Raw genomic sequence first — 23,922 nt, 5'->3', positions numbered from 1 at the left:
CCGGGTCAGAGACCCTGCGCGAACTCCTTGAACCACGGACGCAGAGCGGGGCCCAGGTCGTCGCGGTCGGCAGCGAGCTGCACGATGGCCTTGATGTAGTCGACGCGGTCACCCGTGTCGTAACGGCGCCCGCGGAACACGACGCCGTACACGCCGCCGCCATCGCCACCACCGGTCGCGAGCTCCTCGAGCGCGTCGGTCAGCTGGATCTCGCCGCCCTTGCCGGGCTCGGTGCGCTCGAGGATGTCGAACACGTCGGGACCGAGGACGTAGCGGCCGATGATCGCGAGGTTCGAGGGGGCGTCCTCCGCCTTGGGCTTCTCGACGAGCTGCGTGACCTTGACCACGCCGTCGTCTTCGGTCGGCTCGACCGCGGCGACACCGTAGAGGTGGATCTGCGCGGGGTCGACCTCCATGAGGGCGATGATCGTGGCACCGCGCTTGTCGTACTCGGCCATCATCTTCTCGAGCAGCGGGTCGCGCTCGTCGATCAGGTCGTCGCCCAGGAGGACCGCGAAGGGGTGGTCGCCGACGTGGCTGCGCGCGCGCAGCACCGCGTGGCCGAGGCCCTTGGGCTCACCCTGGCGCACCATGTGCACGTCGGCGAGGTCGGAGGAGTGCTCCACCTTGGCGAGCTTGTCGTGGTCGCCCTTCTCGCGGAGCTTCGTCTCGAGCTCCGGCATCGAGTCGAAGTGGTTGGCGATGTTGTTCTTGTTGCGTCCGATGATGATCAGGACGTCCTGGATGCCGGCGGCGGTCGCCTCCTCGACGACGTACTGGATGGCCGGCTTGTCGACCACCGGCAGCATCTCCTTGGGCATGGCCTTGGTGGCAGGAAGGAAGCGAGTACCGAGTCCTGCGGCCGGGATCACGGCCTTGAAGGGCTTATGAGGCATGGGCATACCCTAGCGGGAGCGTGTGTCGTCGGCGTCAACACGCGCGCACGTAGACTTACCCGCATGCCGGATCGCATCGAGCAGGCCAAGCGCGCACTGCGCGCCGATCTGCGCGAACGACGCCAGATCGTGTCGTCCCAGACCCGCGACGCGGCGGAGGCCGGCATCAAGGAGCAGCTCGACGCCCTCGTCGACCGGCTGGGCGCGCGAAGCATTTCGTGCTTCCTGTCGACGCCCACCGAACCGGGCACCCACGCATTCGTGACCGCGGCGGTGGCGCGCGGCATCCGGGTGCTGCTTCCGATCACGCGCGAGGACGGGCTCCTCGACTGGAGCGTCGCCACCCCCGAGACCGAGATCGCCGAGGGACTGTTCGGCCTGCCCGAGCCCGTCGGCGACGTGCTCGGCCCCATCGCCGTCAACGACGTCGACCTGCTCGTCATCCCCGCGGCCGCCGTCGACCGACACGGGATGCGCCTGGGCTGGGGACGCGGCTACTTCGACAAGACCCTGGGCTCGATGGAGAAGTGCCCGCCGGTGTACGCGGTGATCTTCGACTCGGAATTCGTCGACGATGTGCCCCGCGACGTGCACGACCAGCCCGTCACGGGCGTGGTCACGCCCACGCGGACCATCGCGCTCGCCTCTCATCACGCCTGACCACCCGAAGGAAGACCCATGCCCACCTACTCCTACGCCTGCAAGCAGTGCGGCCACCGCTTCGACGCCGTGCAGTCCTTCTCCGACGCCGCGCTCACCGAGTGCCCGGAGTGCGGTGGAGAGGTGCGCAAGCAGTACGGATCGATCGGGGTCACCTTCAACGGTTCGGGGTTCTACCGCACCGATTCCCGCGGGTCGAGCGCGTCGTCGTCCGGTGGCGCGTCGTCCGGTTCTTCGGCATCATCGAAGTCGGAAACGAAGACGTCCGCTCCCTCTTCGGCCTCCTGAGTCCGAGGCGGCGCGGCAGAAGGGGAGCCAGCGCATGATCAAAGGATTCAAGGAGTTCATCCTCCGCGGCAACGTCATCGACCTCGCGGTCGCGGTCGTCATCGGAGCGGCGTTCACCGCCATCGTCAACGCCCTCGTGCAGGGCTTGATCAACCCGCTGATCGGGTTCCTGTTCCAGGTCGGCGACCTGAGCGATCTGAACGTCACCGTCCCGACCCTGTTGGGCGGCACCTCGACGTTCGAATTCGGCGCCATCCTGGTGGCGATCATCAACTTCGTGGCCGTCGCCGCGATCGTGTACTTCGTGTTCGTGTACCCCATGAACCACTGGAAGGCTCGCGCCGCGGCGCGCGCCGGTGTGGCCGAGGCGGCATCGGAGGAGCCGAAGCTGCCCACCGAGCAGGAGCTGCTCGTGCAGATCCGCGACCTCCTGGAGCGTCAGAACAAGCTCTGAGCGAGTCGGAGCCGATGTGACGGCGTCCGCGCGGGACCACGGGTCCGGCCGGACGCCGTCGCCGTCTCCGTCAGTAGTGCGGGGGGACCTCGCGCATCATGCGCTCGTCGTTGGGTCCGGATGCCGTGGGCCGCGTGCCCGTGCCGCGCGCGGGATCGTCGGCGGGGGCCGGCTCGGCCGTCGTTCCCGGGGCCGCCAGCAGCCGCGCGCGGCGGGCACCGCGCACGCGAACGACCGGTTGGCGATCGGCGGGGGCGTCGGAGGCTTCGACGGGCTCAGCCACCGCCGCACGCTCAGCCGCGGTCGCCGCATCGGAGGTCCCTGAGCCTGTCGAAGGGACCGGGACGTCCGCGGCGTCGGAGGCGTCGACGGGCTCAGCCGGTGGCATCCGGATCCTCGGTCATCGCGGACTCAGCCGGGCAGGTCGAGGGACTCGGTCGTGGCGTCGGGCGCGGCGGAGTCGTCGGGCGCGACGCCCAACAGCTCCGCGATGCGCGCGGCGACACCCGCCGGGTCGCTGTAGAGGTCGAACGCGTGCACGCGCACGTAGTGCCAACCGAGGCGCCGCAGGATCTGCGGGCGCAGGCGCAGCGTCTCGCGCAGCGATTCCCCGATGGTCTCGGGATCGCTCTCGGCCACCACCGCCTTGCCCTTGTAGCGGGCGACGAGGGGAAGGAGTCCGCGGTAGTCGACGTCGACCTCGACGCCGAGGCGGCGCAGCTCCCGCGCCAGCGCGCGGGTGAGCGGATCGGCGAGGTCTTCGAGGCGGCTCTCGCGGCCGCGGGCGGCGACGTTGCCGAGGATGCCCATGAGGGTCGCGGCGCCGTGCTCGAGGCGGCCGTCGTCGAACGCCGAGGGGCGGATCGACGACACGATCACCATGGAGCGGCGCGCGCGGGTCATGCCGACCGTGAGCAGGCGCTCCCCGTCGGGCGTGGACAGGTCGCCGAAGTCGCTGAGCACGCGCCCGTGACGGGTCAGACCGAAGCCGAGCGAGAACACCACGCGGTCGCGGCTCTCGGCCACGGACTCCTCGAGGGTGAGCACGGCGAAGGGCTCGGCGGCATCCCTCGACACGAACTCCGCGACGTCGGAGCGGCCGGCCAGCGCCGCCACGACCGAGGCGCGCACGCGCTCGGCGTGCTTGCGGCTCGCCGTGACGACCATGAGCGACTCCGACGCGCGGTTCACGGCGTGCTCGACCACGAGGGTCACCACGCGGGCGACCTCGGCGTCGGGGCTCTCGACGGCACCGCTGACGGGATCGGGGGCTCCGACTCCGCCCTCGACGTAGTCGACGCTCAGGCTGCCGCGGCCCAGGTACGAACCGGCCCAGGGCAGCGAGACGATCTCTCCGCCGTAGAACGCGTCGTTGACCAGCTGCGAGAGGTCCTCTCCCCCGGCGCGGTAGCTGCGGGTGAGCGTCTCGACCGGCAGCAGCTCCGCGATGCGCTCGAAGACCGAGGTCTCATCGAACGGCACCTCGTCGGCGTCGTCGGGCGCGGCGGCGATGGCGGCGCTCACGCGGAAGGGCGTCGGCTTCTGCACGACCGGATCGCCGAACAGCACGACCTGCCGCGCGCGGCGCAGCGCCGGCGTCGCCTCGGCGAGGCACAGGGCCGCGGCATCCGCGATGATCACGACGTCGAACGCCAGATCGTGCGGCACATCGGGCACCTCGTAGGGCGACGCCAGCCACACGGGCGCGAGGGTGCGCAGCAGGGTGGGGGCGGCATCCGAGATCTCCTGCGCCGTGTGCAGCCCGTCTTTCAGCGAACGCTTGAGCGCGGCAGCCTCGTCGGGGTGGTCTACGATGCCGATGCGCCACTGCGTCGCGAGTTGCGCGGCCAGCAGGGGTCCCGCGGCGGCCGCGTGCGCCTCGTCGACGAGCCGGAAGTCGCGCTCGAGACGGTCGACGACGCTCGTGTTGGCGCCCAGCAGCGCCCGGTCGGTGCGCAGCAGATGCTCGAGGGCCGACTGCCACCACGCGAACTCGAGCTCGGCACCCACGCGCTCCTCGGGAACGTGACGCACCGACAGCTCGACGAGGAGCTGCTCCAGGCCCAGGCGCGCGAGCTCGGAACGCAGCTGCGCACGCTCGACGAGGTTGTCGAAGAAGGTCGACTCGGCGGCGAGCCCGGCGAGGGTGCGGATCAGACGCTGCACGGGCAGGGTCGCCAGGCGGTCGGAGCCCTGACGGCCGAGGACCTGGTCGAGCTCGCCGAGCAACGCATCGGTGCGCTGCCACGCGACGTGCACGTCGGCCAGACCCAGCGGCACCTCGGGGGTGACGCCGGCCTCGACCACGCGCTGCCACTCGGTGCGCTGTTGCTGGATGCGCACGAGCGCCTCGTACATGTCGGGCACGTGCACGCCCGGGCGCACGTATTCCTTGGAGAGGCGCTTGAGTCGGCGGCGGTTCGGACCGCTCATCGCCGAGGCATCGCGACGCGGCGAGTGCGCGTCGATCAGCTCGCCGAGGGGGCGCTCGAACACGCTGGGGCTGAAGCGGTCGAGCGACTCGCGGATGCCCTGCAGGAGCTTGAGGTATGCGCCGAGCTCGGACACCGTCTGGAACGGACGCATACGCGTCTGCGCGATGAGCTCGTAACCGCGCTCGAGCAGGCGCGGCACCTCGGTGGCGTGCAGCTTGCCCGCCAGATCGTGGGCGGCCCGCGCGTCTTCGGTGCGGGTGAAGCTGACTCCGTACCACGGCGAATCATCGGGGCCGAAGCGGAACTCGCCCAAGCGCGCGGCCATCGCGAGCGCGCGGGTCGCCGCATCGCGACGACCGGCGAGACGCTCGAGCGTCGCGAGATCGAACCGCGCCTCGGTGGACGGGGCGGGAGACGTGGATGCCAGCGACGTCAGCGCGCGCAGCACATCGAGCGCCGAGACCCCCAGCGCCAGATGCGGCTCGGTCACGGCCGAGCGGTAGTCGCGCAGCACCGTGCGCAGGCGCACGAGGGCGTCGTCGATCTCGGCGACCTTGGGCTGCTCGGCCTTCTCGTTGCGGCCGATCGCGCGGATGAGGTCGCGGCGTACGTGGTGCGGGGAGACGGCGAGTCCGGTGAGACCGACGCCGGCGAGGCGGTGCCGGATGCCGTCGAGCGTCGAGCGGCGGGCGCTGACGACGAGCACGCGCTTGTTGTCGTGCACGAGCTGACCGATCGCGTTGATCACCGTCTGCGTGCCGCCGGTGCCCGGCAGCGTGTGCACGGCGAGGGAGTGACCGGCCGCGATGCGCGAGAGCACGCGCTCCTGCTCGGCGTCGGCGTCGAGCAGCAGCGTGTCGGCGGCGGGCGCGCGCTCGTCGGGGCTCACGACGGCGGGGTCGGCACGGCGCACGCTGACCCGGGCGCGATCGTCGGGGTGCCCGGCGAGGGCGTTCAGCAGGGGGTCGTCGAGGTCGTGCGTGTCGCGCGCCATGCCGGAGCCCACGTCGGCGAACGACGAGATGATCAGGCGCGGGTGCACCACGAAGGTCGGCACGTGCGAGGTCAGGCGACGGATGTGGTCGATGACGGGCTGCGGCTTGAAGACGCCCTGGTCGTAGGCGAGACCCGCGAGCGCCGCGCTGTCGATCTGGATGCCGAGATGCGTGCGGAACGCGCGCGCGAGCTCGGGGTTCATCACGAAGGCGCCGTGCAGCTTGAGCTCGAAGTCGCCGTGGTGACGGCGGATCGCGAGCGGGCGCAGCAGCACGGGCGCCGACCACTCCACTCCCCCGATCTTCCACGCCGAGAGACCGACGGCCAGGTGCACGGGCTCGAGTCCGCGCGCGGTGCGCAACTCGACGTTCTTGGCGGTGATGCGGTCGGCCGCCATGCGGGCCGTGCGCAGGGCGACCTCGTCGCGGAAGAGGTTGGACAGCATCGTCGCGCGACCGGTGATGAACTGCGGGAGCGAGCCGGGGTGGGCCTTGGTGATGTCGATGCCCGCGTCGAGCGCGTCGTCGAACCGCAGCAGCGTCGAACGCCCGCCCAGGGCTGCCGCCTCGGCGCGGATGCGATCGCGTTCGGGGTCGGCGACGTGGCGGACCACGATGCCGGGCTCCGACAATCGCAGCTCGCCCGGATCGACGGACGACATCGAATCGTCTCCGTCGGCACCGATCACGGTACCGTCCTCAGCTCGCCACACACCTGTCAGACTAAGCCGGGCGATCGGGGAACCCCTGTAGCGGCGGCGAGTTTCGCGACAATCGGCGACACGCCGCGCCACCGGCGCTTCCTCCCCAGGCGGCGGATCGGCGGCATCCTCCCCACTTCCGCGGGATCACCCCGCGGGGCTCGGCGACGGTGAAGAAGATGAAGAGATGAACACAGTCACGAGCACCGAATACGACAGCCCCGTCGGGCCGATCCTGCTGACGTTCATCGACGACGCCCTGGTGCGCCTCGACGTCGCCCACGACGGCATCGACCTCGCCCGCGCGGAGATCTCGCAGCGCCTGGGCGTCGTGCCCGAGCCCGACCCATCCGTCGGCGCGGACCTCGTCGCGCAGCTCGACGCGTACTTCGCCGGCGAACGGCGCGCGTTCGACGTCGCTCTCGACTGGCGCCTCGTTCGCGGATTCACGCGCGCAGCGCTCGAGGCGACCTGCGCGATCCCCTACGGCGAGGTCGCCTCGTACGGGGAGGTGGCGCTGATGGCCGACGCCCCGCGCGCCGCTCGGGCGGTGGGCACGGCGTGCGCCTCGAGCCCGTTCTCGATCGTCGTCCCCGTGCACCGGGTCGTGCGCGCCGACGGGTCCATCGGCGAGTACGGCGGCCACCCCGAGGTGAAGGAGCACCTGCTCGACCTCGAGAGCAGGGTGGTGCTCGGCGAGAGGCTCCGCGCCGCGGGGTGAAGCCGGACGCCTCGGGGCGATGATCGGCGAGCGCGCGGAGGGCGGCACGAGGGCTCGGCACGACGACGCCCGGCCCCGCCGGAGCGGGACCGGGCGCGGTCGCGTCAGTGGTTCGACGCCTTCTCGGCGCCGTAACCGGTGAGGGATCGCACGTCCATCTCGGCCGCCTTGCGGCGGTCCTCGGCCGTGCGCGAGGTGACCGAGCCCAGCCAGCCCAGGAAGAACCCGAGCGGGATCGACACGATGCCGGGGTTGTTCAGCGGCCAGACGGCCACCCCGGTGTCGGCGAACACGCTCGTGGGCGTGCCCCAGAACACCGGCGAGAGGAAGATGAGCACGAGCGCCGAGCCGAGGCCGCCGTACATGCTCCACACCGCGCCGCGGGTGGTGAACTTGCGCCAGAACAGCGAGAACAGGATCGTCGGCAGGTTGGCCGAGGCCGCGACCGCGAAGGCGAGGGCGACGAGGAAGGCCACGTTCTGTCCCTGGACGCCGATGCCGCCGAGGATCGCGAGGACGCCGATGACGATCACGGTCCGCCGGGCGACCTTGACCTCGCCGTCGGGCGGGACGTCGCCCTTCTTCACGACGTTCGCGTAGATGTCATGCGCGAACGAGGCCGCCGCGGTGATCGTGAGTCCCGCCACGACCGCGAGGATCGTCGCGAACGCCACCGCCGAGATGAAGCCGAGCAGCAGAGGACCGCCGAGGGCGAACGCGAGGAGGGGCGCTGCGGCGTTGACCCCACCCGGAGCCGCGAGGATCGTGTCCGCCCCGACGAGGGCGCCGGCACCGTATCCGAGCACGAGCGTGAGGATGTAGAACAGCCCGATCAACCAGATGGCCCAGACCACCGAGCGTCGCGCCTCCTTCGCCGTGGGCACCGTGTAGAAGCGCATCAGCACGTGCGGCAGACCCGCGGTGCCCAGCACGAGGGCGAGGGCGAGCGAGATGAAGTCCCACGGGTTCTTGCCGTACTGCAGCCCCGGCGCGAGGACCGCATCGCCCTTGGGCGAGGCCGCCACCGCGCTCTCGAGGAGCGTGTTGAGACTGAAGCCGTTGATCGCGAGCACCCAGACCGTCATCACCACCGCGCCGCCGATGAGCAGGAAGGCCTTCACGATCTGCACCCAGGTCGTGCCCTTCATTCCGCCGATCAGCACGTAGACGATCATCAGGATGCCGACCACCGCGACCACGATCGACTGACCGACGCGCTCGGTGATGCCCAACAGCAGCGAGACCAGTCCCCCGGCACCCGCCATCTGCGCGAGCAGGTAGAAGAAGCACACGGCGAGGGTCGTGATGGCGGCGGCCATGCGGACCGGACGCTCCTTCAGGCGGAACGACAGCACGTCGGCCATCGTGAACTTGCCGGTGTTGCGCATCAGCTCGGCGACCAGCAGCAGGGCCACGAGCCACGCCACCAGGAAGCCGATCGAATACAGGAACCCGTCATAACCGTTGATCGCGATGGCACCGACGATGCCGAGGAACGACGCCGCCGAGAGGTAGTCGCCGGCGATCGCGAACCCGTTCTGCGGCCCGGTGAACGAGCGACCGGCGGCGTAGTAGTCGGCGGCGGTCTTGCTGTTACGACTGGCCCGGATGACGATGAACAACGTCACGGCGACGAACGCGCCGAAGATCGAGATGTTCAGCACCGGGTTGTTCTCGACCGTCTGGACGGCCGCGTCGAGGGTGGCGAGCACGTCGTTCATGCGCGACCCCCGTCAGCCTGCTCGAGCTCGTGGCGCAACTGCTCGGCTCCGGGGTCGAGTCGCCGATTGGCGTAGGCGACGTAGCCCATGGTGATCGCGAACGTGGTGACGAACTGCCCGAGTCCGAGCAGCAGCCCGACGGTGATCGCTCCCGACACCGGCTGGGCCATGAAATCCGGGGCGAACGACGACAACAGCACGTAAGCGAAGTACCAGACGAGGAACGCCACCGCGAGCGGGAAGACGAAGCTGCGCTGGCGCCGCTTCAGCTCCTGGAACGGGGCGGACTCCTCGACCGCGATGTAGTCGACGCCGCCCGTGTGGGCGCCGTCGATGCGACGGTCCGTCATGTGGCCTCCTTGCCTCATGAGTGCGGCGCAACACTGCACCGTTAGGGGGAAAAGTCCGGGTCGGCTGGCGCTTCCCCGGTGGTAGGGTCGACGCTACGAAACGCGGCGACGAAGCCGTCACCCCCGGAAGTAGGTAGTGCGTGGTTGCACCGTCCACACTTCGAGACGACACGAGACTGGTGTCGCACGCCGTGAGCGAGCTCGCTCGGCGCACGCACTTCCCCGTGGCCTTCGGCGGGCTCGAACACGACGGAGCGGTGCACGTGTCGACGATCGTCGGCGCGCGCACGCGGAGCATCGAGGGCCTCGTCGTCCACGCGAGCCGCGGCCTCGGCGGCCGGGCGCTCGTCGAGCGGCGTCCCCGCATGACCCTCGACTACCGCACGTCGCGCTCGATCACGCACGACTACGACCGCGCGATCCTCGGCGAAGGCATCGCCACGCTCTTCGCCGTGCCCGTCCTCGTCGGCGGCGCGGCCCGCGGCATCCTGTACTGCGGCTCATGGGCGCAGGCGCAGGTCGGCGAGGTCGAGGCCCGTCCGGCGTTCGATGTGGCCGGCGAGCTCGGCACGGAGCTGCGCGTGCGCGCCGAGGTGGAGCGCCGGATGGCGGCCGCGCCGGCACCGGAGGGCGGGCTCAGTGCGGGCGCTCGTGAGGAGATCCGCGAGAGCTACGCGCAGTTGCGCAGCCTCGCCGCCACCATCGGCGACGACGCGGTGCGCCGCCGCCTCGAAGACATCGAGACGCGTCTGGCGGCGCTGACGGGAGACGCTCCGACCGCGGGCGTCGACACCGACGTGCACCTGTCGCGCCGCGAGATCGACGTCCTCGCGTGCGCGGCCGTGGGCTCCACGAACGGCGAGATCGCGGCATCCCTGGGTCTGCGCGAGACCACGGTGAAGTCGTACCTGGCCTCGGCCATGTCGAAGCTCGACGCCTCGACGCGGCACGCCGCGGTGACGCGCGCGCGTCGCGCGGGCCTGCTCCCCTGACGCCTGGACGGCCGGTGGGAAACCCCTGGAAATGGTCGCGAGGAGTTGAGAGCCGGAGCGATTCTCGGCATCGTGGCTGACTCCTGTCGTCGATCAGAGAAGGAGAGTCACCCATGCTGACGCTCACCGAAGAGGCCACGACCGCCGTCAAGACCATCACCGCGCAGTTCCCCGACGCCCCGCAGGGCGGGGTGCGCATCGCCGGAGCGGGCTCGCCCGAGTCGCAGTTCGCGCTGTCGGTCGTCGACGCGCCCGAGCCCGCCGACACCGTCGTCGAGAACTCCGGAGCGCGGGTCTTCCTCGACACCGACGCCGCGACGGTGCTCGATGACCGCGTGCTCGACGCGCAGATCGATCCCCAGGGATCGGTGCAGTTCGCGGTGACCACCGCCGCGTGACACGCTGACGCGTTTCGACGATGCCTCGACCTTCGGGTCGGGGCATCGTCATGTGCGGCGGAATCACGGGCGACGGGGGCGTCGCGACCGCCGTGCGACGCCGCAAGGGCGGGACGGGGTCAGCCCTCGAAGACCACGACCTCGTCGAGTTCCTCGTCGTAGACGAACTGCAGAGCGGTGTCGGCGGGCAGGTCCGTGGGGCCACGCTCGGGCGTGTCCTCGGCGAGGAGGATCGTGAAGGTCGCGGGGAAGAGCCCCGCCCCGCACGACGGCAGGAGGAACTGACCGTCGTATGAAAAGCCGTCGTCGCTGTCATCGAGAAGGTCGGGCTGGTACACGGTCATGCAGCGCGCCGCCTCCTCGCCGGCTCGGAACGACGGGTACGAGACCACCCGGAAGCCCTCGAACGCGGTGTAGGCCTTCACGCTGCCCGTGATGCCGCGGTACAGCGAGCTCGGGATCTCGAACGCCGGGTCGGGCGTCAGCCGGGCGACCTGGGTCGCGCCCACCTGCAGGGGATCCGTCTGCACGCGCTGAACGAGCACGAGCGCCGTGACCAGGGTGGCCGCGATCGCCCCCGCCCCCGCCAGCAGGAGCACCGTGGAGCGCCGGAGGCGTGGCATCCGCATGCGTGCCGGGCGGGAAACGCCGGGCCCGTCCGCGGAGGCGTCGTCGGCGTCCGGTCTCGACGGATCCCCGCTCGACGCCGTGGGGTCGCCGCCGGGAGCGCCGTCGCGGGGGCGGCCGTCGAGCCCCGTGACGGGCGCGGTGTCCGCACCGGAGCCGCGCGCTGCCGGGTTCGGGGCGGCATCCGCGCGCGATCCGCCGCCGCGCGACGCGAGGTCGCGGGCAGCGGCACGCTCCTCCAGCTCGATCAGACGCTCCAGCGCCGCGGGGTCGGCCGAGATGTCGGCGCCGGGGGCGAAGGCCCGGCGCCGGAGGGTCGCGAGTTCGTCGTCATCGTCGATGCGCGGCATCTCCCGATTCAAGCAGGGCGGTGCCGCGCGCGGTGGGGCGACGCTCCGCCCCTGCGCACCCACCATGCCCCGGCGACGGCATGCGATGTCCCGTCGACGCGGGAAGCGGCCTGCCGCGCCCGCCTCAACGCCCCGTGAATTCCGGTCGACGCTTGGACGAGAACGCCGCGAACCCCTCGCGGTAATCGTCGGTGGCGGCGAGCGCCGCCTGGGCGCGGTTCTCCAGGGCCATGGCATCCCACAGCCCCAGGCGCTGGTCGCGGATCGCCGAGACGATGCGCTTGCTCGCGCGGAACGCCGCCGTGGGACCTGCCGCAGCGGTGCGGGCGGCGAGCGCCGTGGCATCCGTCACCTCATCGGCCGCGAAGACGCGGGAGAACAGGCCCGCGCGCACCGCTTCCTCACCCGACAGCATGCGGCCGGTGTAGATGAGGTCGAGGGTCGCGTGGATGCCGAGGCGCTCGGCGAAGAGCGCATGACCGCCGGAGTCGAGCGTCGCGCCGAGGGCGGCGAACGGCGAGCCGATCTTCGCGGTGTCGGCGACGTACACGACGTCGGTCGCGATGAGCAGGCCGAGCCCGACGCCCAGGCACGCGCCGTGGGCGACCGCGAACGTCGGGGCCGGGAAGGCCGCCATCCGGCGGAGCAGGGGCGTCAATGTGTCGTCGAGGTAGCCGCCGACGTCGTCGGTCGCCGGATCGACGCCCGCGATGTCGCGGCCGGCGCAGAACGACGGTCCTTCTCCGCGCAGCAGCACTGCCCGGGCTCCGTCGGACTCCGCCCGTTCGTAGGCGGAACCGAGCTCTCGCAGGTCGTCGAGACCGAGGGCGTTGCGGCGGGTCGGAGCGTTCAGGACGATCTCGGCGACGCCCTCGTCGAGGCGGTAGTCGATCACGGCATCCCCTCAGCCGTCGTAGTCGACGCGCACGGCGTCGGAGGTGGGGTGCGACTGGCAGGTGAGGACGTAGCCGCGCTCGATCTCGTCGGGTTCGAGGGCGTAGTTCTCGGTCATCGAGACCGCCCCCTCGACCACGCGTGCGCGGCAGGTTCCGCAGACACCCCCCGCGCACGCGAAGGGCACGTCGGGCCGCACACGCAGGGCGGCGGCCAGGATCGTCTCGTTCGCGTCCACCGGGCTGTCGACCGACGCCGACTGGCCGTCGAGGGTGAAGTCGATGCGGCGTACCGGCTCGTCGGCGCGCACGCGCACGGGTCGCGCTCCCCCGGTCTGCGCGGGCGCGTCGCCGTCGCCCGCGGTGAAGAGCTCGAAACGCAAGCGCTCGCGCGGGACCCCGGCCTCGGCCAGCGCCTCGCGGCACAGCTCGACGAGGGCGAACGGGCCGCACAGGAACCACTCGTCGACGGATGCCGGGTCGATCAGGCGCGACAGGATGAGGCGCAGGCGTTCGTCGTCGATGCGTCCCGAGAACACCGGCGCCGCGCGCTGCTCCCGCGAGAGCACGTGATGCAGCGTGAGGCGCGCGGGGTAGCGGTCCTTCAGGTCGGCGAGCTCGTCGACGAACATCACGTCGGTCGAGGACCGGTTGGCGTAGACGATCGTCATGCGGCTGTGGGCGGAGCGTTCGAGCACGTCGGTCGCGAGCGCCATGATCGGGGTGATGCCCGATCCGGCGGCGATCGCGACGACGTGTCCGGTCGCCGTCGAGGCCTTCGAGACGAACGTGCCCTGCGGGCTCATCACGTCGATCTCATCCCCCGGGCGCAAGCCCTCGTGCGCCCAGGTCGAGAAGCGCCCGTCGGGATCGCGCTTGATGCCCACGCTGATGGTCCCGCGCGCCGGCGGGCGGCACAGCGAGTACGAACGGCGCAGGTCGTCGCCGTCGACGCGGGCGCGCAGGGCGACGTACTGGCCCGCCGCGTAGTCGAAGGCGTCGGCGAGCTCGTCGGGCACGTCGAAGGTCACCTCGATCGCCGTCGGGGTGAGGGGGCGCACGTCGGCGACCCGCAACGTGTGGAACCGGGCGCGGGCACGACCGCCCGTCTCGCGCACGGGCCCCGGGGTCGAGGCTCCCGCGGGGCTCGAGGGGGTGGCATCCGTCATCGTCATCAGAGGGCCTTGAAGTGGTCGAAGGGTTCGAGGCACGCGCGGCACTCCCAGTGCGACTTGCACGAGGTGGAGCCGAAACGCGAGACCTCGCGGGTGTCGAGCGAGCCGCACCGGGGGCACGCGACGCTGAGCTTGACGCGGATGGGACCCGCGGGGGCCCGGCCGGTGGGCGGTGCGATGCCGTACTCGGTGAGCTTGCGTTTGCCCGCCTCGCTCATCCAGTCGGTCGTCCAGGCCGGGGTGAGCGTCGTCTTCACGACCGCGTCGCCGAAGCCGGCGGAGGTGAGGGCGAGCACGATGTCGTCGCGGATGGCGTCGACGGCGGGGCATCCCGAATACGTGGGGGTGATCGTGACGGTCACGGTCTCGCCGTCGAAGCGCACGTCGCGGAGCACCCCGAGATCGTCGATCGTGAGCACGGGCACCTCGGGGTCGACGACGGCCGCGACGACCTCGCGGGCGCGCTCGAGCGTCGCGGTCACCATGTCGCCCCCGGATGCCGGCGGGCCAGCACCTGCATCTCGCCGAGGAGCGGCCCGAACGCGGGGTGGTGCCGTCCCTGACGTCCTCCCGCGGACGACGCCGGGATCGACGACGGGACCGGCACGTCTTCCTCGGCGAGCACGGCCGCCAGCACGTCGTCGACACGGCCCCGCAGGGTGGAGGGGCGCACGGCGACGCCCTCGAGCCGGTCGTGCAGCGGCTCGTCGCGGAACAGTTCGTCGAGGTACGGCCAGGTGTCGTCGAGGCCGACGAGGAAGCGGCGACGCGACTCGTCGGTGCCGCCGGCGAGACGGAGCGTCCACTGCACGGCGTGATCGCGGTGGTAGTCCACCTCCTTCTCGGCCTTGGCGGCGACCGCCGAGAGCACGGGATCGGTGGATGCCGCGAGCTCGCGGTACAGCTCGAGCAGGTACGTCGACGCGAGCAACTGCCGGGCGATCGTGTGCGCGAAGTCGCCGTTCGGCAGCTCGAACAGCCATGCGCTGCGGAAGTCGCGCTCGTCGCGCCAGTAGGCAAGATCGTCCTCGCTCCGACCGTCGTGACTGCCCGCGTAACGCAGGAGCGAGCGGGCGTGGCCGAGGAGGTCGAGGGCGATGTTGCCGAGGGCGACGTCTTCCTCGAGCTCGGGGGCCCGGGCCACCCAGCCGCAGAGGTTCTGCGCCAGGATCAGGGCGTCGTCGCCGAGGCGCATCGCGTACGCGGCGACGTCGGGGTCGCTCGCGCGGTCCTCGCCGCCGGCGAGCTCGGCGGAGAGTTCGCGCGCGTCGAGCGAGACGTCTCCGTGGGGATCGACGCCGTGCGGGTCGTCGCGGTGGCCGCCCGCGTCGGGGGCTTCGACAGGCTCAGCCACAGCCGCCACGCCATCCCCAGGTCCCTGAGCCTGTCGACGGGAGCGGGACTCCGCGTCGGGGGCTTCGCCAGGCTCAGCCACCGCCGCGACGCCATCCCGAGGTCCCTGAGCCTGTCGACGGGAGCGGGACCCCTGATCGATCGACGAGCTCACAGGTGCGGCACCCCCTCGGACGCGGTGTAGTACACCGCGTGCCGGTAGTTCTTGCCCGCGGGCGACTCGAAGAACGCCCCCTTGGCTCCCGGGTCGCTCGTGGTCACGGCATCCGAGGGGACGACCCACACCGACACGCCTTCGCCGCGGCGGGTGTAGAGGTCGCGCGCGTTGCGCACGGCGAGCTCGGCGTCGGGAGCGTGGAGCGAGCCGACGTGCACGTGGCTCAGACCGCGGTTCGCGCGCACGAAGACCTCCCAGAGGGGCCAGGTCTCGGCGGGGCTGCCGCCGGGCGTGGCCATCAGGCGGCCGCCGTCTGGGTGCGGGCGGCGTTCTTCTTCGCGGCGTAGGCGGCGGCGGCCTCGCGCACCCAGGCGCCCTCTTCGTGCGCCTCGCGGCGGTGCTGCCGGCGCAGGGTGTTCAGGGGGCCGCGCCCGGCGAGCACCTCGTGGAACTCCGTCCAGTCGATCTCGCCCATGTCGTACTGACCGGTCTCGTCGTTGAAACGCAGGTCGGGGTCGGGCAGGGTCACGCCCAGCACCGCCGCCTGGGGTACGAGCATCGACACGAACCGCTGCCGCAGGTCGTCGTTGCTGAAGCGCTTGATGTTCCACGCCATCGACTGCGCCGAGTTGGGCGAGTCGTCGTCGGGGGGTCCGAACATCATGAGGCTCGGCCAGTACCAGCGGTTCACGGCATCCTGAGCCATCTCCCGCTGCTCCTCGGTGCCCTGCATGAGCGTCAACAGGATCTCGAAGCCCTGGCGCTGGTGGAACGACTCCTCCTTGCAGATGCGCACCATGGCGCGCCCGTAGGGTCCGTACGACGCGCGGCACAGCGGCACCTGGTTGCAGATCGCGGCTCCGTCGACGAGCCAGCCGATCGCGCCAATGTCGGCCCAGGTCGGGGTGGGGTAGTTGAAGATCGACGAGTAGCGGGCCTTGCCGTCGACGAGCTGCTGCGTCATCTCGTCGCGGGTGATGCCGAGCGTCTGCGCCGCGGAGTAGAGGTACAGGCCATGGCCCGCCTCGTCCTGCACCTTGGCGAGCAGGATCGACTTGCGCTTCAGGCTCGGTGCCCGCGTGATCCACGCCCCCTCGGGCTGCATCCCGATGATCTCGGAGTGCGCGTGCTGCGAGATCTGCCGGATGAGCGTGCGGCGGTATGCCTCCGGCATCCAGTCGCGCGGTTCGATCCGCCCGTCGGCCTCGATGAGGGCGTCGAACATCGCCTCGCCGTCGAGGGTGCCGGCATCCGCCGTCAGTGCTGTCGTCATCGTCGACTCCTTTTACAGACCGATCGTTCAGTAAAGTGTATCCGCGAGGATGGCGGTCCGCAATGACCCCCGACCCCTCGTGTGCGGCGAGCACGGGGGCGTCGGTCGAGACCGCATCCGATCGGCGCCGAACGGGTGCGGTGTCGACGACGCGGTGCGTCCTCGGCGTGGGCCGACGGCCCCCGCTCAGCGCAGGTCGTAGACGCGCTTGTACTTGCCCTCGGAGCGGGGCAGGATGCCGGGCTCCTCGACGCGCACGTCGACCGTGGTGCCGATGAGCACCTTGATGCGCTGCTGCAACACGACGCCGGCGGCCTCGCACACCTCGCGCTCGAGGGCCGGATGACGCTCGATGCGCACGGTCATGGCATCCATCCGCCCCTCCCTGCGCAGCTCGAGCACGAAGTGCGGGGTGAGGGTCTCGATGCCCATCACGATCTCCTCGATCTGGGTCGGGAAGAGGTTCACCCCGCGCAGGATGATCATGTCGTCGTTGCGACCGGTGATCTTCTCGATGCGGCGCATCGCCGGGAAGGCCGTGCCGGGGCGCAGGCGCGTGAGATCGCGCGTGCGGTAGCGGATGACGGGGAAGGCCTCTTTCGTGAGGGAGGTGAAGACCAGCTCGCCCAGCTCCCCGTCGGCCACGGGCTCGCCCGTCTCGCCGTCGATGGTCTCGGGCAGGAAGTGGTCTTCCCACACGTGCGGGCCGTCCTTCGTCAGAGCGCTCTCCGAGGCCACCCCCGGGCCCATCACCTCGCTGAGGCCGTAGATGTCGACGGCGACCAGGTCGAGACGGCGCTCGATCTCGCGGCGCATCTCGTTGGTCCACGGCTCGGCGCCGAGCACGGCGACCTTCAGCGACGTCGAGCGCGGGTCGACCCCCGCCGCTTCCAGCGCATCGGCGATGGTCAGCAGGTAGCTCGGCGTGCAGAGGATGGCATCCGGTTCGAAATCCTGGATGAGCTGCGCCTGCCGTGCGGTCTGCCCGCCCGACATCGGGATCACGGTCGCCCCCAGCCGCTCGATGCCCGCGTGCGCGCCGAGGCCGCCGGTGAACAGTCCGTAGCCGTAGGCGTTGTGCACGCGATCGCCCGCCCGGATGCCGGCGGCCGACAGCGACCGCGCGACGAGATCGGCCCACCGGTCGAGGTCTCCCGCGGTGTAGCCGACGACGGTCGGGCGCCCCGTCGTGCCCGAGGAGGCGTGGATGCGCCGGACATCGGCCATCGGCACCGCGAACATTCCGAAGGGGTAGGTCTCGCGGAGGTCGGCCTTGGTCGTGAACGGCAGCAGACGGATGTCGTCGAGCGTGCGGATGTCATCGGGACCGACCCCGGCCTCGTCGAACTTCCGCCGGTACAGCGCGACGTTCTCGTAGGCATGGCGGACGGTCCACTGCAGACGCTCGAGCTGCAGCGCGCGCAGGCTCTCGAGCGGGATGCCGGTGGGATCGACGGATGCCAGGAAATCCGGGCGCGATGCGGTGGTCACGGTCATCAGGACACCTCCGTGGTGGAGAGCGCGTCGTCGCGCTCGGGATCGGGTGATGCGGTCGCTGCAGAGGTCCCTGAGCCTGTCGAAGGGACCGGAACCCCCGCGTCCGCCGCGGGGTCCGCCACCGCCGCCGGCGGGCGACGGTCCGTCGTGATGCTGCGACCGCGGACCTCGGCGACGAGGTCGCCGGTCTCGTCCGTGACGCGGATGTCGTACAGGCCCGTGCGGCCGCTGCGAGCGCGACGCTGAGCCGTCGCCGTGAGCGTCTGCCCCGCGGTCGTCGACTTCAAGAAGGTGATGTCGGCACCGCCGGCGACGGTCACCCGCTCGTCCTCGTTGCATGCGATCGCGAACGCCGTGTCGGCGAGGGTGAACACGAGCCCGCCGTGGGTGATCGCGAAGCCGTTGAGCATGTCGTCGCGCACGGTCATCGACACGCGCGACTCCCCCGGTGCGTCGTGCTCGACGACCATGCCGAGCATCGCCGACGCGCGGTCGTTCCGCATCATCGGCCGCAGGCTCACGCCAGGGCTCCCGCCTGCTGCGGAGCGAGCGCGACGGCCGGGCTCCACGTCTTCGCCACGAGCGTCAGCACGTCGTACTGCGCCACGAGCTCATCGTCCTGATTGCGGATCACGGCATCCCAGCGCACCTCCCCGTACTCGTCGGTCTCGCGCGGAGTGATCTGCTTCGCGGTCAGGGCGACGCGGATGCGGTCACCGGGAGACACGGGCGTGACGAAGCGCAGATTCTCCAGGCCCGAGTTCGCCAGAACCGGGCCGGGGGCGGGGTCGACGAACAATCCCGCCGCCCACGACACGAGCAGGTAGCCGTGCGCGACGCGCCCCGGGAAGAAGGGGTTCGCCGCCGCGGACTCCTCGTCCATGTGCGCGTAGAACGTGTCGCCGGTGAACCGCGCGAACACCTCGATGTCGTCGAGGGTGACCTCGCGTTCGGCCGACTCCACGGCATCCCCGATCCGCAGGTCCGCGAGCGGCTTGCGGAAGGGATGGATGCCGGCGGCGTCGGTCTGCGCTCCCGGATGCCAGACCCCGGTGAGGGCGGTGAGCATCCGCGGCGAGCCCTGGATCGCGGTGCGCTGCATGGAGTGGAGCACCGAGCGGATGCCGCCGAGCTCCTCGCCGCCGCCCGCTCGGCCGGGGCCGCCGTGCACGAGATGCGGCACGGGAGCGCCGTGGCCCGTCGAGGTGCGGGCGTCGTCGCGGTCGAGGAAGAGCACGCGACCGTTCATCGCGCCCATGCGGGTGAGCAGCTCGGTCGCGACGTCGGGGTCGTGCGTGGCGACGCTCGTGACGAGCGACCCGCCACCCCGGCCCACGATCGCCGCGGCCTCCGCGACGTCGGCGTACTCCACGATGCTGGCGACCGGCCCGAAGGCCTCGATGTCGTTGACGGCGGGGGTCGCGGCATCCGCGAAGGCCAAGAGCATCGGCTGGAGGAACGCCCCCTCGGCCGGGGCCCCCGCGGGCGGCTCGGCCGATCCCACCACGAAGCGCCCACCGGCCTGCTCGAGGGCCCGCACCTGACGCACCACCTCGTCGCGCTGCTCGGTCGAGACGACCGGGCCCATCGTCACGCCCTCAGTGCGCGGGTCGCCGATGACCACGCGCTCGGCGATCTTCGCGCGCAGGGCCGCGGCCACGGCATCCGTCATCCCGGCCGGCACGATCGCGCGGCGGATCGCGGTGCACTTCTGCCCCGCTTTGGTGGTCATCTCCACCAGCAGCTGCTTCACGTACGCGTCGAATTCGGGGGTGCCGGGCACCGCGTCGGGGCCGAGGATCGAGGCGTTGATCGAGTCGGTCTCGCTCGTGAAGCGCACGCCGGGCTTGGCCTGCGCGCGCAGGCGTTCGGCGGTGGAGGCGCTGCCGGTGAAGCCGACGGTGTCGCCGAGGTCGAGCAGGTCGAACAGGCCCGGGACGCTCCCGCTCACCAGCTGCAGGGCTCCCTCGGGCAGCAGCCCCGTCTCGACGACCATGCGCACCCACGCCTCGGCGATGTACGCCGTCGGGGTCGCGGGCTTGACGATCGTGGGCAGGCCCGCCAGAAACGCCGGCGCGAACTTCTCGAGCGCGCCCCACATCGGGAAGTTGAAGGCGTTGATCTGCACCGCGACGCCGGGGAGGCGGGTGTAGACGTGCCGTCCGAGGAACGAGCCGTCCTTCGACAGCGGCTCGACCGGACCGTCGAGCACGACCTTTCCGGCGGGCAGCTCCCGTCGCGCCTTCGACGAGAAGGTGAACAGCACGCCTATTCCCCCGTCGACGTCGCTGAGCGAGTCGCGGCGCGTGGAGCCGGAGCGCTCCGACAGCGCGTAGAGCTCCTCCCGACGTTCGTTCAGCGCGATCGCGAGGTTCTTCAGCACCATCGCGCGCTGGTGGAAGGTGAGGGCGTCGATGCTCGTGCGGCCGATCTCGCGGGCGTACGAGACGGCTCGCGCGAGGTCGAGCCCGCGCGTGCTGACCCGCACGATCTCCTCACCCGTCGACGCATCGCGCACGATCGCGGCGTCGGGGTCGTTCTGCGGCGTCCACCAGGAGCCGCTCACATAGCTGGGGAGAAACGTCATCATTCGCTCCATTCGTAGAATCCGCGGCCGGTCTTGCGACCCAGGTGCCCCTGGGCGACGAGCTCTCGCAGCAGCGCGGGCGGGGTGAAGCGCGCACCGAACGCGCGCTCGAGTTCTTCGGCGATGCCGAGGCGCACGTCGAGTCCGACGACGTCGGTCGTGCGCAGGGGGCCCATCGGATGCCGGTACCCCAGCTCCATCGCCGTGTCGATGTCGTGCGCGCTCGCGACGCCCTCCTCGAGCATCCGGATCGCTTCGAGCCCCAGGGCGACGCCGAGGCGGCTGGAGGCGAAACCGGGCGCATCGCGCACGACGACCGCGGTCTTGCCGATGGCCGCGACCCACGCGCGGGCATCGTCGACCACTCGCGCGTCGGTGCGCGCGCCCGTGACCACCTCGACCAGCGCCGAGGCCGGCACGGGGTTGAAGAAGTGCAGGCCGAGGAAGCGCTGCGGATGCCGCATCGCTCCGGCGAGCGCGTCGATCGAGATGGAGGAGGTGTTGGATGCCACGACCGCGGCGTCGTCGACGGCCCTCTCGATCCGTGCGAGAGCGTCGAGCTTGAGCGCTCGATCCTCGGGGACGGCCTCGATCACGAGACCCGCGCCGGCGAAGGCGGCGGTGTCGGTGCTGGTCGTGAGGGTGTCGGCATCCGGGATCTCGATGCCCTTCCCGGCGGACCGGGCCAACGCCGTCTCGACGCGCTCGCGGGCGGCGTCGGCTGCCGGCGCATCGCGCTCGACGACGTGCACGCGGGCACCGGCCAGGAGGAACGCGTGCGCGATCCCGGCGCCCATGCGGCCCCCGCCGAGCACGCCGACGGTCGTCGGGAGGGATGCCGCTGCGGGCGCGGCGACGTCGGGGAGCGTGGTCACTTCTTCTTCCTCTCCAGGAACGCGGTCATGCGGGCGCGCTTCTCCGCGCTGTCGAAGAGCTCGGCCTGCAGCTCGCCGTCGATCGCGGGGTGCCGCGCGCGGGGAGCGAGCAGGGCGCGCTTGGTGAGGATCGTCGCGCGCGAGGAGTTCGCCGCGATCCGGTCGACGATCGCGTGCGCCGCTGCGAGCAGTGCGTCGGGTTCGTGCACGCTCGACAGCAGGCCCCACGCGAGAGCCTCGTCGGCGTCGATGGTGCGGGCCGTCAGCAGCAGCTCGCTCGCGCGGGCGTGACCGACGATCTCGGGCAACCGCCACGAGGCTCCGGCCGCCGCGATGATGCCGAGTCCCGGTTCGGGGTTGCCGAAGCGCGCGCGCGGGGTGCCGATGCGGAGGTCGGCGGCGTAGGCGAGCTCGGCGCCCCCGCCCAGCGCGAAGCCGTCGACGGCCGCGATCACCGGCATGGGCAGGTGGCGGATGCGGTCGAAGACCGTGGCGTTGATGCCGCGGCGGGCGTCGTCGCCGGTGCGCTCGCGCAGCTGCGCGATGTCGGCGCCGGCGGCGAAGATCCCTCCGGCTCCGGTGAGGATGAGCGTGCGCGGGGCCTCTTCGAGCTCGGCGCAGAGAGCGTGCAGCTCGTCGACCATCGCCTGGTCGATCGCGTTGCGCACGTCGGGTCGGTCGAGGGTGGCGACGACGCGGTCGTCGCTCCTGTCGACGCGGAGGCGGGGCGTTGCGGGGGTCCCGGTCCCTTCGACAGGCTCAGGGACCTTCGATGCGGAGTCGTCGGGACCCGACGCGCCGATGGCTGAGCCCGACGCGCCGATGGCTGAGCCCGACGCGCCGATGGCTGAGCCCGACGCGCCGGTGGCTGAGCCTGTCGAAGCCTCCGGCCCCCGGACACCGCGAAGGGTCCCGGTCCATCCGACGGGCTCAGGGACCTGCGCGTTCTCGGACACCGGGGTCGTCGTCTCAGCCATCGATCCGCTCCACGATCATCGCGGTGCCCTGGCCCACGCCGACGCACATCGTCGCGAGCCCGTATCGTGCGTTCTCGCGCTCGAGGCGCCCGAGCAGCGTCACGATCAGCCGTGATCCGCTCGACCCGAGCGGGTGCCCGAGGGCGATCGCGCCGCCGTCGGCGTTGACGATCTCGGGGTCGAGTCCGAGGCGCCGCACGCACGCGAGCGACTGCGAGGCGAAAGCCTCGTTGAGCTCGACGGCGCCGAGGTCGGATGCCGACAGCCCGGCCTTCGCGAGCGCCTTCTCGGTCGCGGGCACGGGACCGAGCCCCATGACCTCGGGGGCGAGCGCCGCCGAGGCGTGCGACACGATGCGCGCCCGCGGCCGCAGCCCGTGGCGTTCGACCGCCTCGGCGCTCGCGACGACGATCGCCGAGGCCCCGTCGTTGAGGGAGCTCGAGTTCCCGGCGGTGACGACCTCGCCGCCCGCGACCACGGCGTGGAGCGCTCCGAGCGCGTCGAGAGAGGTGTCCCGCCGCGGCCCCTCGTCGGTGTCGACCACACCTCGCACCGTCTCGACGGCGACGATCTCGTCGCGGAAGCGTCCGGCATCCTGAGCCCGCACGGCCCTCTCGTGACTGCGCAGAGCGAAGGCGTCGGCATCGGCGCGCGAGACGCCCTCGACCCGGGCGACCTCCTCGGCCGTCTCGGGCATCGAGAAGGTGGCCTTGTCGCGCGCCGCGAGCCGCGGGTTGGTGAAGCGCCAGCCGATCGAGGTGTCGAAGGCCGCTCCCGGCTTCGCCCAGGCGCGGTCGGGCTTGGCCTGCACCCAGGGCGCCCGGGTCATCGACTCCACGCCGCCGGCCACGACGATGTCGGCGTCGCCCGAACGGACGGCCTGCGACGCGAGCGCGATCGCGCTCATCCCCGAGGCGCAGAGGCGATTGACGGTGAGGCCGGGGATGGCATCCGGGAGTCCGGCGAGCAGCACGGCCATGCGGGCGACGTTCCTGTTGTCTTCACCCGCCTGATTCGCGGCCCCCAGGATCACCTCGTCGATCGCCTCGGCGGGCACTCCCGCGCGGGCCACGGCTTCGCCGACCACCAGGGCCGCCAGGTCGTCGGGGCGGACGGATGCCAACGACCCGCCGTACCGCCCGACCGGGGTGCGCGCACCGCCGATGAGAAACGCCTGCGACATCGCCATCCTCTCCCCCGCCGGCTCTGGCGGGGTCGCGTCCACCTCGACTTCGAGGTTTTCCGACCGATCGTTCAGTAATCATGCCATGCGGGAGGCGGAGGAGCAACGATCCCTGGCGGGCCCGACGCCGACGTCACGGAATCAGACCGAGGCGACACGATCGCCGAGGCCCGCGAGGCGTGGTCTCGCGCGGAACGGATGATCCGGCGCGGAACCGCTGAACCTGGGATCCGGTGGCGTCGCGGCGATGCCGCCGAGGTGGGCGGACGAGCGCTGGCGATGAGGTGCCCCCGACAGGATTCGAACCTGCGACGCCCGCGTTAGGAGTGCGGCGCTCTATCCCCTGAGCTACGGAGGCGGGGCT

Annotated in this window: 24 protein-coding genes and 1 tRNA gene; 6 read left to right on the top strand and 19 right to left on the bottom strand. The window is 71.5% G+C overall.

Annotated features, from left to right (window positions below; genetic code table 11):
- Window positions 1-5 precede the first annotated feature (5 nt).
- Window positions 6-896: a UTP--glucose-1-phosphate uridylyltransferase GalU gene (galU, locus tag RWH44_RS12825; RefSeq protein WP_298873321.1), complete on the bottom strand. Its 891-nt coding sequence runs from the start codon at window positions 894-896 to the stop codon at window positions 6-8.
- 63 nt (window positions 897-959) lie between these two features.
- Here galU and RWH44_RS12820 point away from each other — a divergent pair, with 63 nt between their 5' ends.
- The 3 genes from RWH44_RS12820 to mscL are packed head-to-tail and all read left to right on the top strand — an operon-like array spanning window position 960 to window position 2,298.
- Window positions 960-1,556, top strand: coding sequence for a 5-formyltetrahydrofolate cyclo-ligase (locus RWH44_RS12820; protein ID WP_298873322.1), 597 nt, complete (start codon window positions 960-962; stop codon window positions 1,554-1,556).
- 18 nt (window positions 1,557-1,574) lie between these two features.
- Window positions 1,575-1,844 carry an FmdB family zinc ribbon protein gene (locus tag RWH44_RS12815; RefSeq protein ID WP_298873324.1) on the top strand — a complete coding sequence of 90 codons (270 nt, stop codon included), beginning with the start codon at window positions 1,575-1,577 and terminating at the stop codon, window positions 1,842-1,844.
- A gap of 34 nt (window positions 1,845-1,878) precedes the next feature.
- Window positions 1,879-2,298 carry a large conductance mechanosensitive channel protein MscL gene (gene mscL, locus RWH44_RS12810; protein WP_298873326.1) on the top strand — a complete coding sequence of 140 codons (420 nt, stop codon included), beginning with the start codon at window positions 1,879-1,881 and terminating at the stop codon, window positions 2,296-2,298.
- A gap of 70 nt (window positions 2,299-2,368) precedes the next feature.
- Here mscL and RWH44_RS12805 read toward each other — a convergent pair whose 3' ends face one another.
- Both RWH44_RS12805 and RWH44_RS12800 read right to left on the bottom strand, forming a co-directional pair.
- A complete protein-coding gene (locus tag RWH44_RS12805; protein ID WP_298873328.1) occupies window positions 2,369-2,581 on the bottom strand; it encodes a hypothetical protein in 213 nt (70 codons plus the stop codon).
- A gap of 128 nt (window positions 2,582-2,709) precedes the next feature.
- Window positions 2,710-6,390 (bottom strand): AAA family ATPase, encoded by a 3,681-nt coding sequence (locus RWH44_RS12800; RefSeq protein WP_298873330.1) that lies wholly within the window; start codon window positions 6,388-6,390, stop codon window positions 2,710-2,712.
- 226 nt (window positions 6,391-6,616) lie between these two features.
- Here RWH44_RS12800 and RWH44_RS12795 point away from each other — a divergent pair, with 226 nt between their 5' ends.
- Entirely contained in the window at window positions 6,617-7,150 is a 534-nt protein-coding gene (locus RWH44_RS12795; protein WP_316004856.1) for a methylated-DNA--[protein]-cysteine S-methyltransferase, read from the top strand.
- 104 nt (window positions 7,151-7,254) lie between these two features.
- Here the strand turns inward: RWH44_RS12795 and RWH44_RS12790 are convergent, their stop codons facing one another.
- Together RWH44_RS12790 and RWH44_RS12785 are read right to left on the bottom strand one after the other, a co-directional pair.
- Window positions 7,255-8,871, bottom strand: a complete 1,617-nt coding sequence (locus RWH44_RS12790) for a monocarboxylic acid transporter (protein WP_316004855.1) — start codon at window positions 8,869-8,871, stop codon at window positions 7,255-7,257.
- Entirely contained in the window at window positions 8,868-9,221 is a 354-nt protein-coding gene (locus tag RWH44_RS12785; protein ID WP_298873336.1) for a DUF485 domain-containing protein, read from the bottom strand. Before RWH44_RS12785 ends, RWH44_RS12790 begins: the two co-directional genes overlap by 4 nt.
- Before the next feature lie 191 nt (window positions 9,222-9,412).
- On the opposite strand from RWH44_RS12785, the gene RWH44_RS12780 reads away from it, so the two are divergent.
- Together RWH44_RS12780 and RWH44_RS12775 are read left to right on the top strand one after the other, a co-directional pair.
- Window positions 9,413-10,213 (top strand): helix-turn-helix transcriptional regulator, encoded by an 801-nt coding sequence (locus tag RWH44_RS12780; RefSeq protein ID WP_316004854.1) that lies wholly within the window; start codon window positions 9,413-9,415, stop codon window positions 10,211-10,213.
- 113 nt (window positions 10,214-10,326) lie between these two features.
- Window positions 10,327-10,611, top strand: a complete 285-nt coding sequence (locus RWH44_RS12775; RefSeq protein ID WP_298873340.1) for a Fe-S cluster assembly protein HesB — start codon at window positions 10,327-10,329, stop codon at window positions 10,609-10,611.
- A gap of 119 nt (window positions 10,612-10,730) precedes the next feature.
- Here RWH44_RS12775 and RWH44_RS12770 read toward each other — a convergent pair whose 3' ends face one another.
- The 14 genes from RWH44_RS12770 to RWH44_RS12705 all read right to left on the bottom strand — a co-directional run bounded on the left by RWH44_RS12770 (window position 10,731) and on the right by RWH44_RS12705 (window position 23,916).
- On the bottom strand, window positions 10,731-11,588 hold the full coding sequence (locus tag RWH44_RS12770) for a hypothetical protein (protein ID WP_316004853.1): 858 nt from the start codon (window positions 11,586-11,588) through the stop codon (window positions 10,731-10,733).
- A 124-nt stretch (window positions 11,589-11,712) separates the two neighbouring features.
- Complete coding sequence (locus tag RWH44_RS12765; protein WP_298873345.1) at window positions 11,713-12,483, bottom strand: enoyl-CoA hydratase/isomerase family protein; 771 nt, start codon at window positions 12,481-12,483, stop codon at window positions 11,713-11,715.
- A 9-nt stretch (window positions 12,484-12,492) separates the two neighbouring features.
- Window positions 12,493-13,656 carry a 1,2-phenylacetyl-CoA epoxidase subunit PaaE gene (paaE, locus tag RWH44_RS12760; protein ID WP_316004852.1) on the bottom strand — a complete coding sequence of 388 codons (1,164 nt, stop codon included), beginning with the start codon at window positions 13,654-13,656 and terminating at the stop codon, window positions 12,493-12,495.
- On the bottom strand, window positions 13,656-14,141 hold the full coding sequence (paaD, locus tag RWH44_RS12755; protein WP_298873349.1) for a 1,2-phenylacetyl-CoA epoxidase subunit PaaD: 486 nt from the start codon (window positions 14,139-14,141) through the stop codon (window positions 13,656-13,658). The genes paaE and paaD overlap by 1 nt, the downstream gene beginning before the upstream one ends.
- Entirely contained in the window at window positions 14,135-15,010 is an 876-nt protein-coding gene (paaC, locus tag RWH44_RS12750) for a 1,2-phenylacetyl-CoA epoxidase subunit PaaC (RefSeq protein WP_316004851.1), read from the bottom strand. The genes paaD and paaC overlap by 7 nt, the downstream gene beginning before the upstream one ends.
- Before the next feature lie 149 nt (window positions 15,011-15,159).
- Window positions 15,160-15,465, bottom strand: coding sequence for a 1,2-phenylacetyl-CoA epoxidase subunit PaaB (gene paaB, locus RWH44_RS12745; RefSeq protein WP_055838158.1), 306 nt, complete (start codon window positions 15,463-15,465; stop codon window positions 15,160-15,162).
- Window positions 15,465-16,439, bottom strand: coding sequence for a 1,2-phenylacetyl-CoA epoxidase subunit PaaA (gene paaA, locus RWH44_RS12740; RefSeq protein WP_316004850.1), 975 nt, complete (start codon window positions 16,437-16,439; stop codon window positions 15,465-15,467). Before paaA ends, paaB begins: the two co-directional genes overlap by 1 nt.
- Before the next feature lie 186 nt (window positions 16,440-16,625).
- Entirely contained in the window at window positions 16,626-17,936 is a 1,311-nt protein-coding gene (paaK, locus tag RWH44_RS12735; protein ID WP_316004849.1) for a phenylacetate--CoA ligase PaaK, read from the bottom strand.
- Window positions 17,936-18,442, bottom strand: coding sequence for a hydroxyphenylacetyl-CoA thioesterase PaaI (paaI, locus tag RWH44_RS12730; RefSeq protein ID WP_316004848.1), 507 nt, complete (start codon window positions 18,440-18,442; stop codon window positions 17,936-17,938). The genes paaK and paaI overlap by 1 nt, the downstream gene beginning before the upstream one ends.
- Window positions 18,443-18,453: 11 nt before the next feature.
- On the bottom strand, window positions 18,454-20,526 hold the full coding sequence (paaZ, locus tag RWH44_RS12725) for a phenylacetic acid degradation bifunctional protein PaaZ (protein WP_316004847.1): 2,073 nt from the start codon (window positions 20,524-20,526) through the stop codon (window positions 18,454-18,456).
- A complete protein-coding gene (locus RWH44_RS12720) occupies window positions 20,523-21,398 on the bottom strand; it encodes a 3-hydroxyacyl-CoA dehydrogenase family protein (RefSeq protein ID WP_316004846.1) in 876 nt (291 codons plus the stop codon). The genes paaZ and RWH44_RS12720 overlap by 4 nt, the downstream gene beginning before the upstream one ends.
- Window positions 21,395-22,243, bottom strand: a complete 849-nt coding sequence (locus RWH44_RS12715; RefSeq protein WP_316004967.1) for an enoyl-CoA hydratase/isomerase family protein — start codon at window positions 22,241-22,243, stop codon at window positions 21,395-21,397. The genes RWH44_RS12720 and RWH44_RS12715 overlap by 4 nt, the downstream gene beginning before the upstream one ends.
- Window positions 22,244-22,367: 124 nt before the next feature.
- On the bottom strand, window positions 22,368-23,558 hold the full coding sequence (locus RWH44_RS12710; protein ID WP_316004845.1) for a thiolase family protein: 1,191 nt from the start codon (window positions 23,556-23,558) through the stop codon (window positions 22,368-22,370).
- Window positions 23,559-23,843: 285 nt separating this feature from the next.
- Window positions 23,844-23,916 (bottom strand) — tRNA-Arg (locus tag RWH44_RS12705).
- Window positions 23,917-23,922 lie beyond the last annotated feature (6 nt).

Source organism: Microbacterium phycohabitans (genome assembly GCF_032464935.1).
Lineage (GTDB): Bacteria > Actinomycetota > Actinomycetes > Actinomycetales > Microbacteriaceae > Microbacterium > Microbacterium phycohabitans.
The sequence above is the reverse complement of the archived record's forward strand: the minus strand, read 5'-3'. Positions and strand labels throughout refer to the sequence as shown.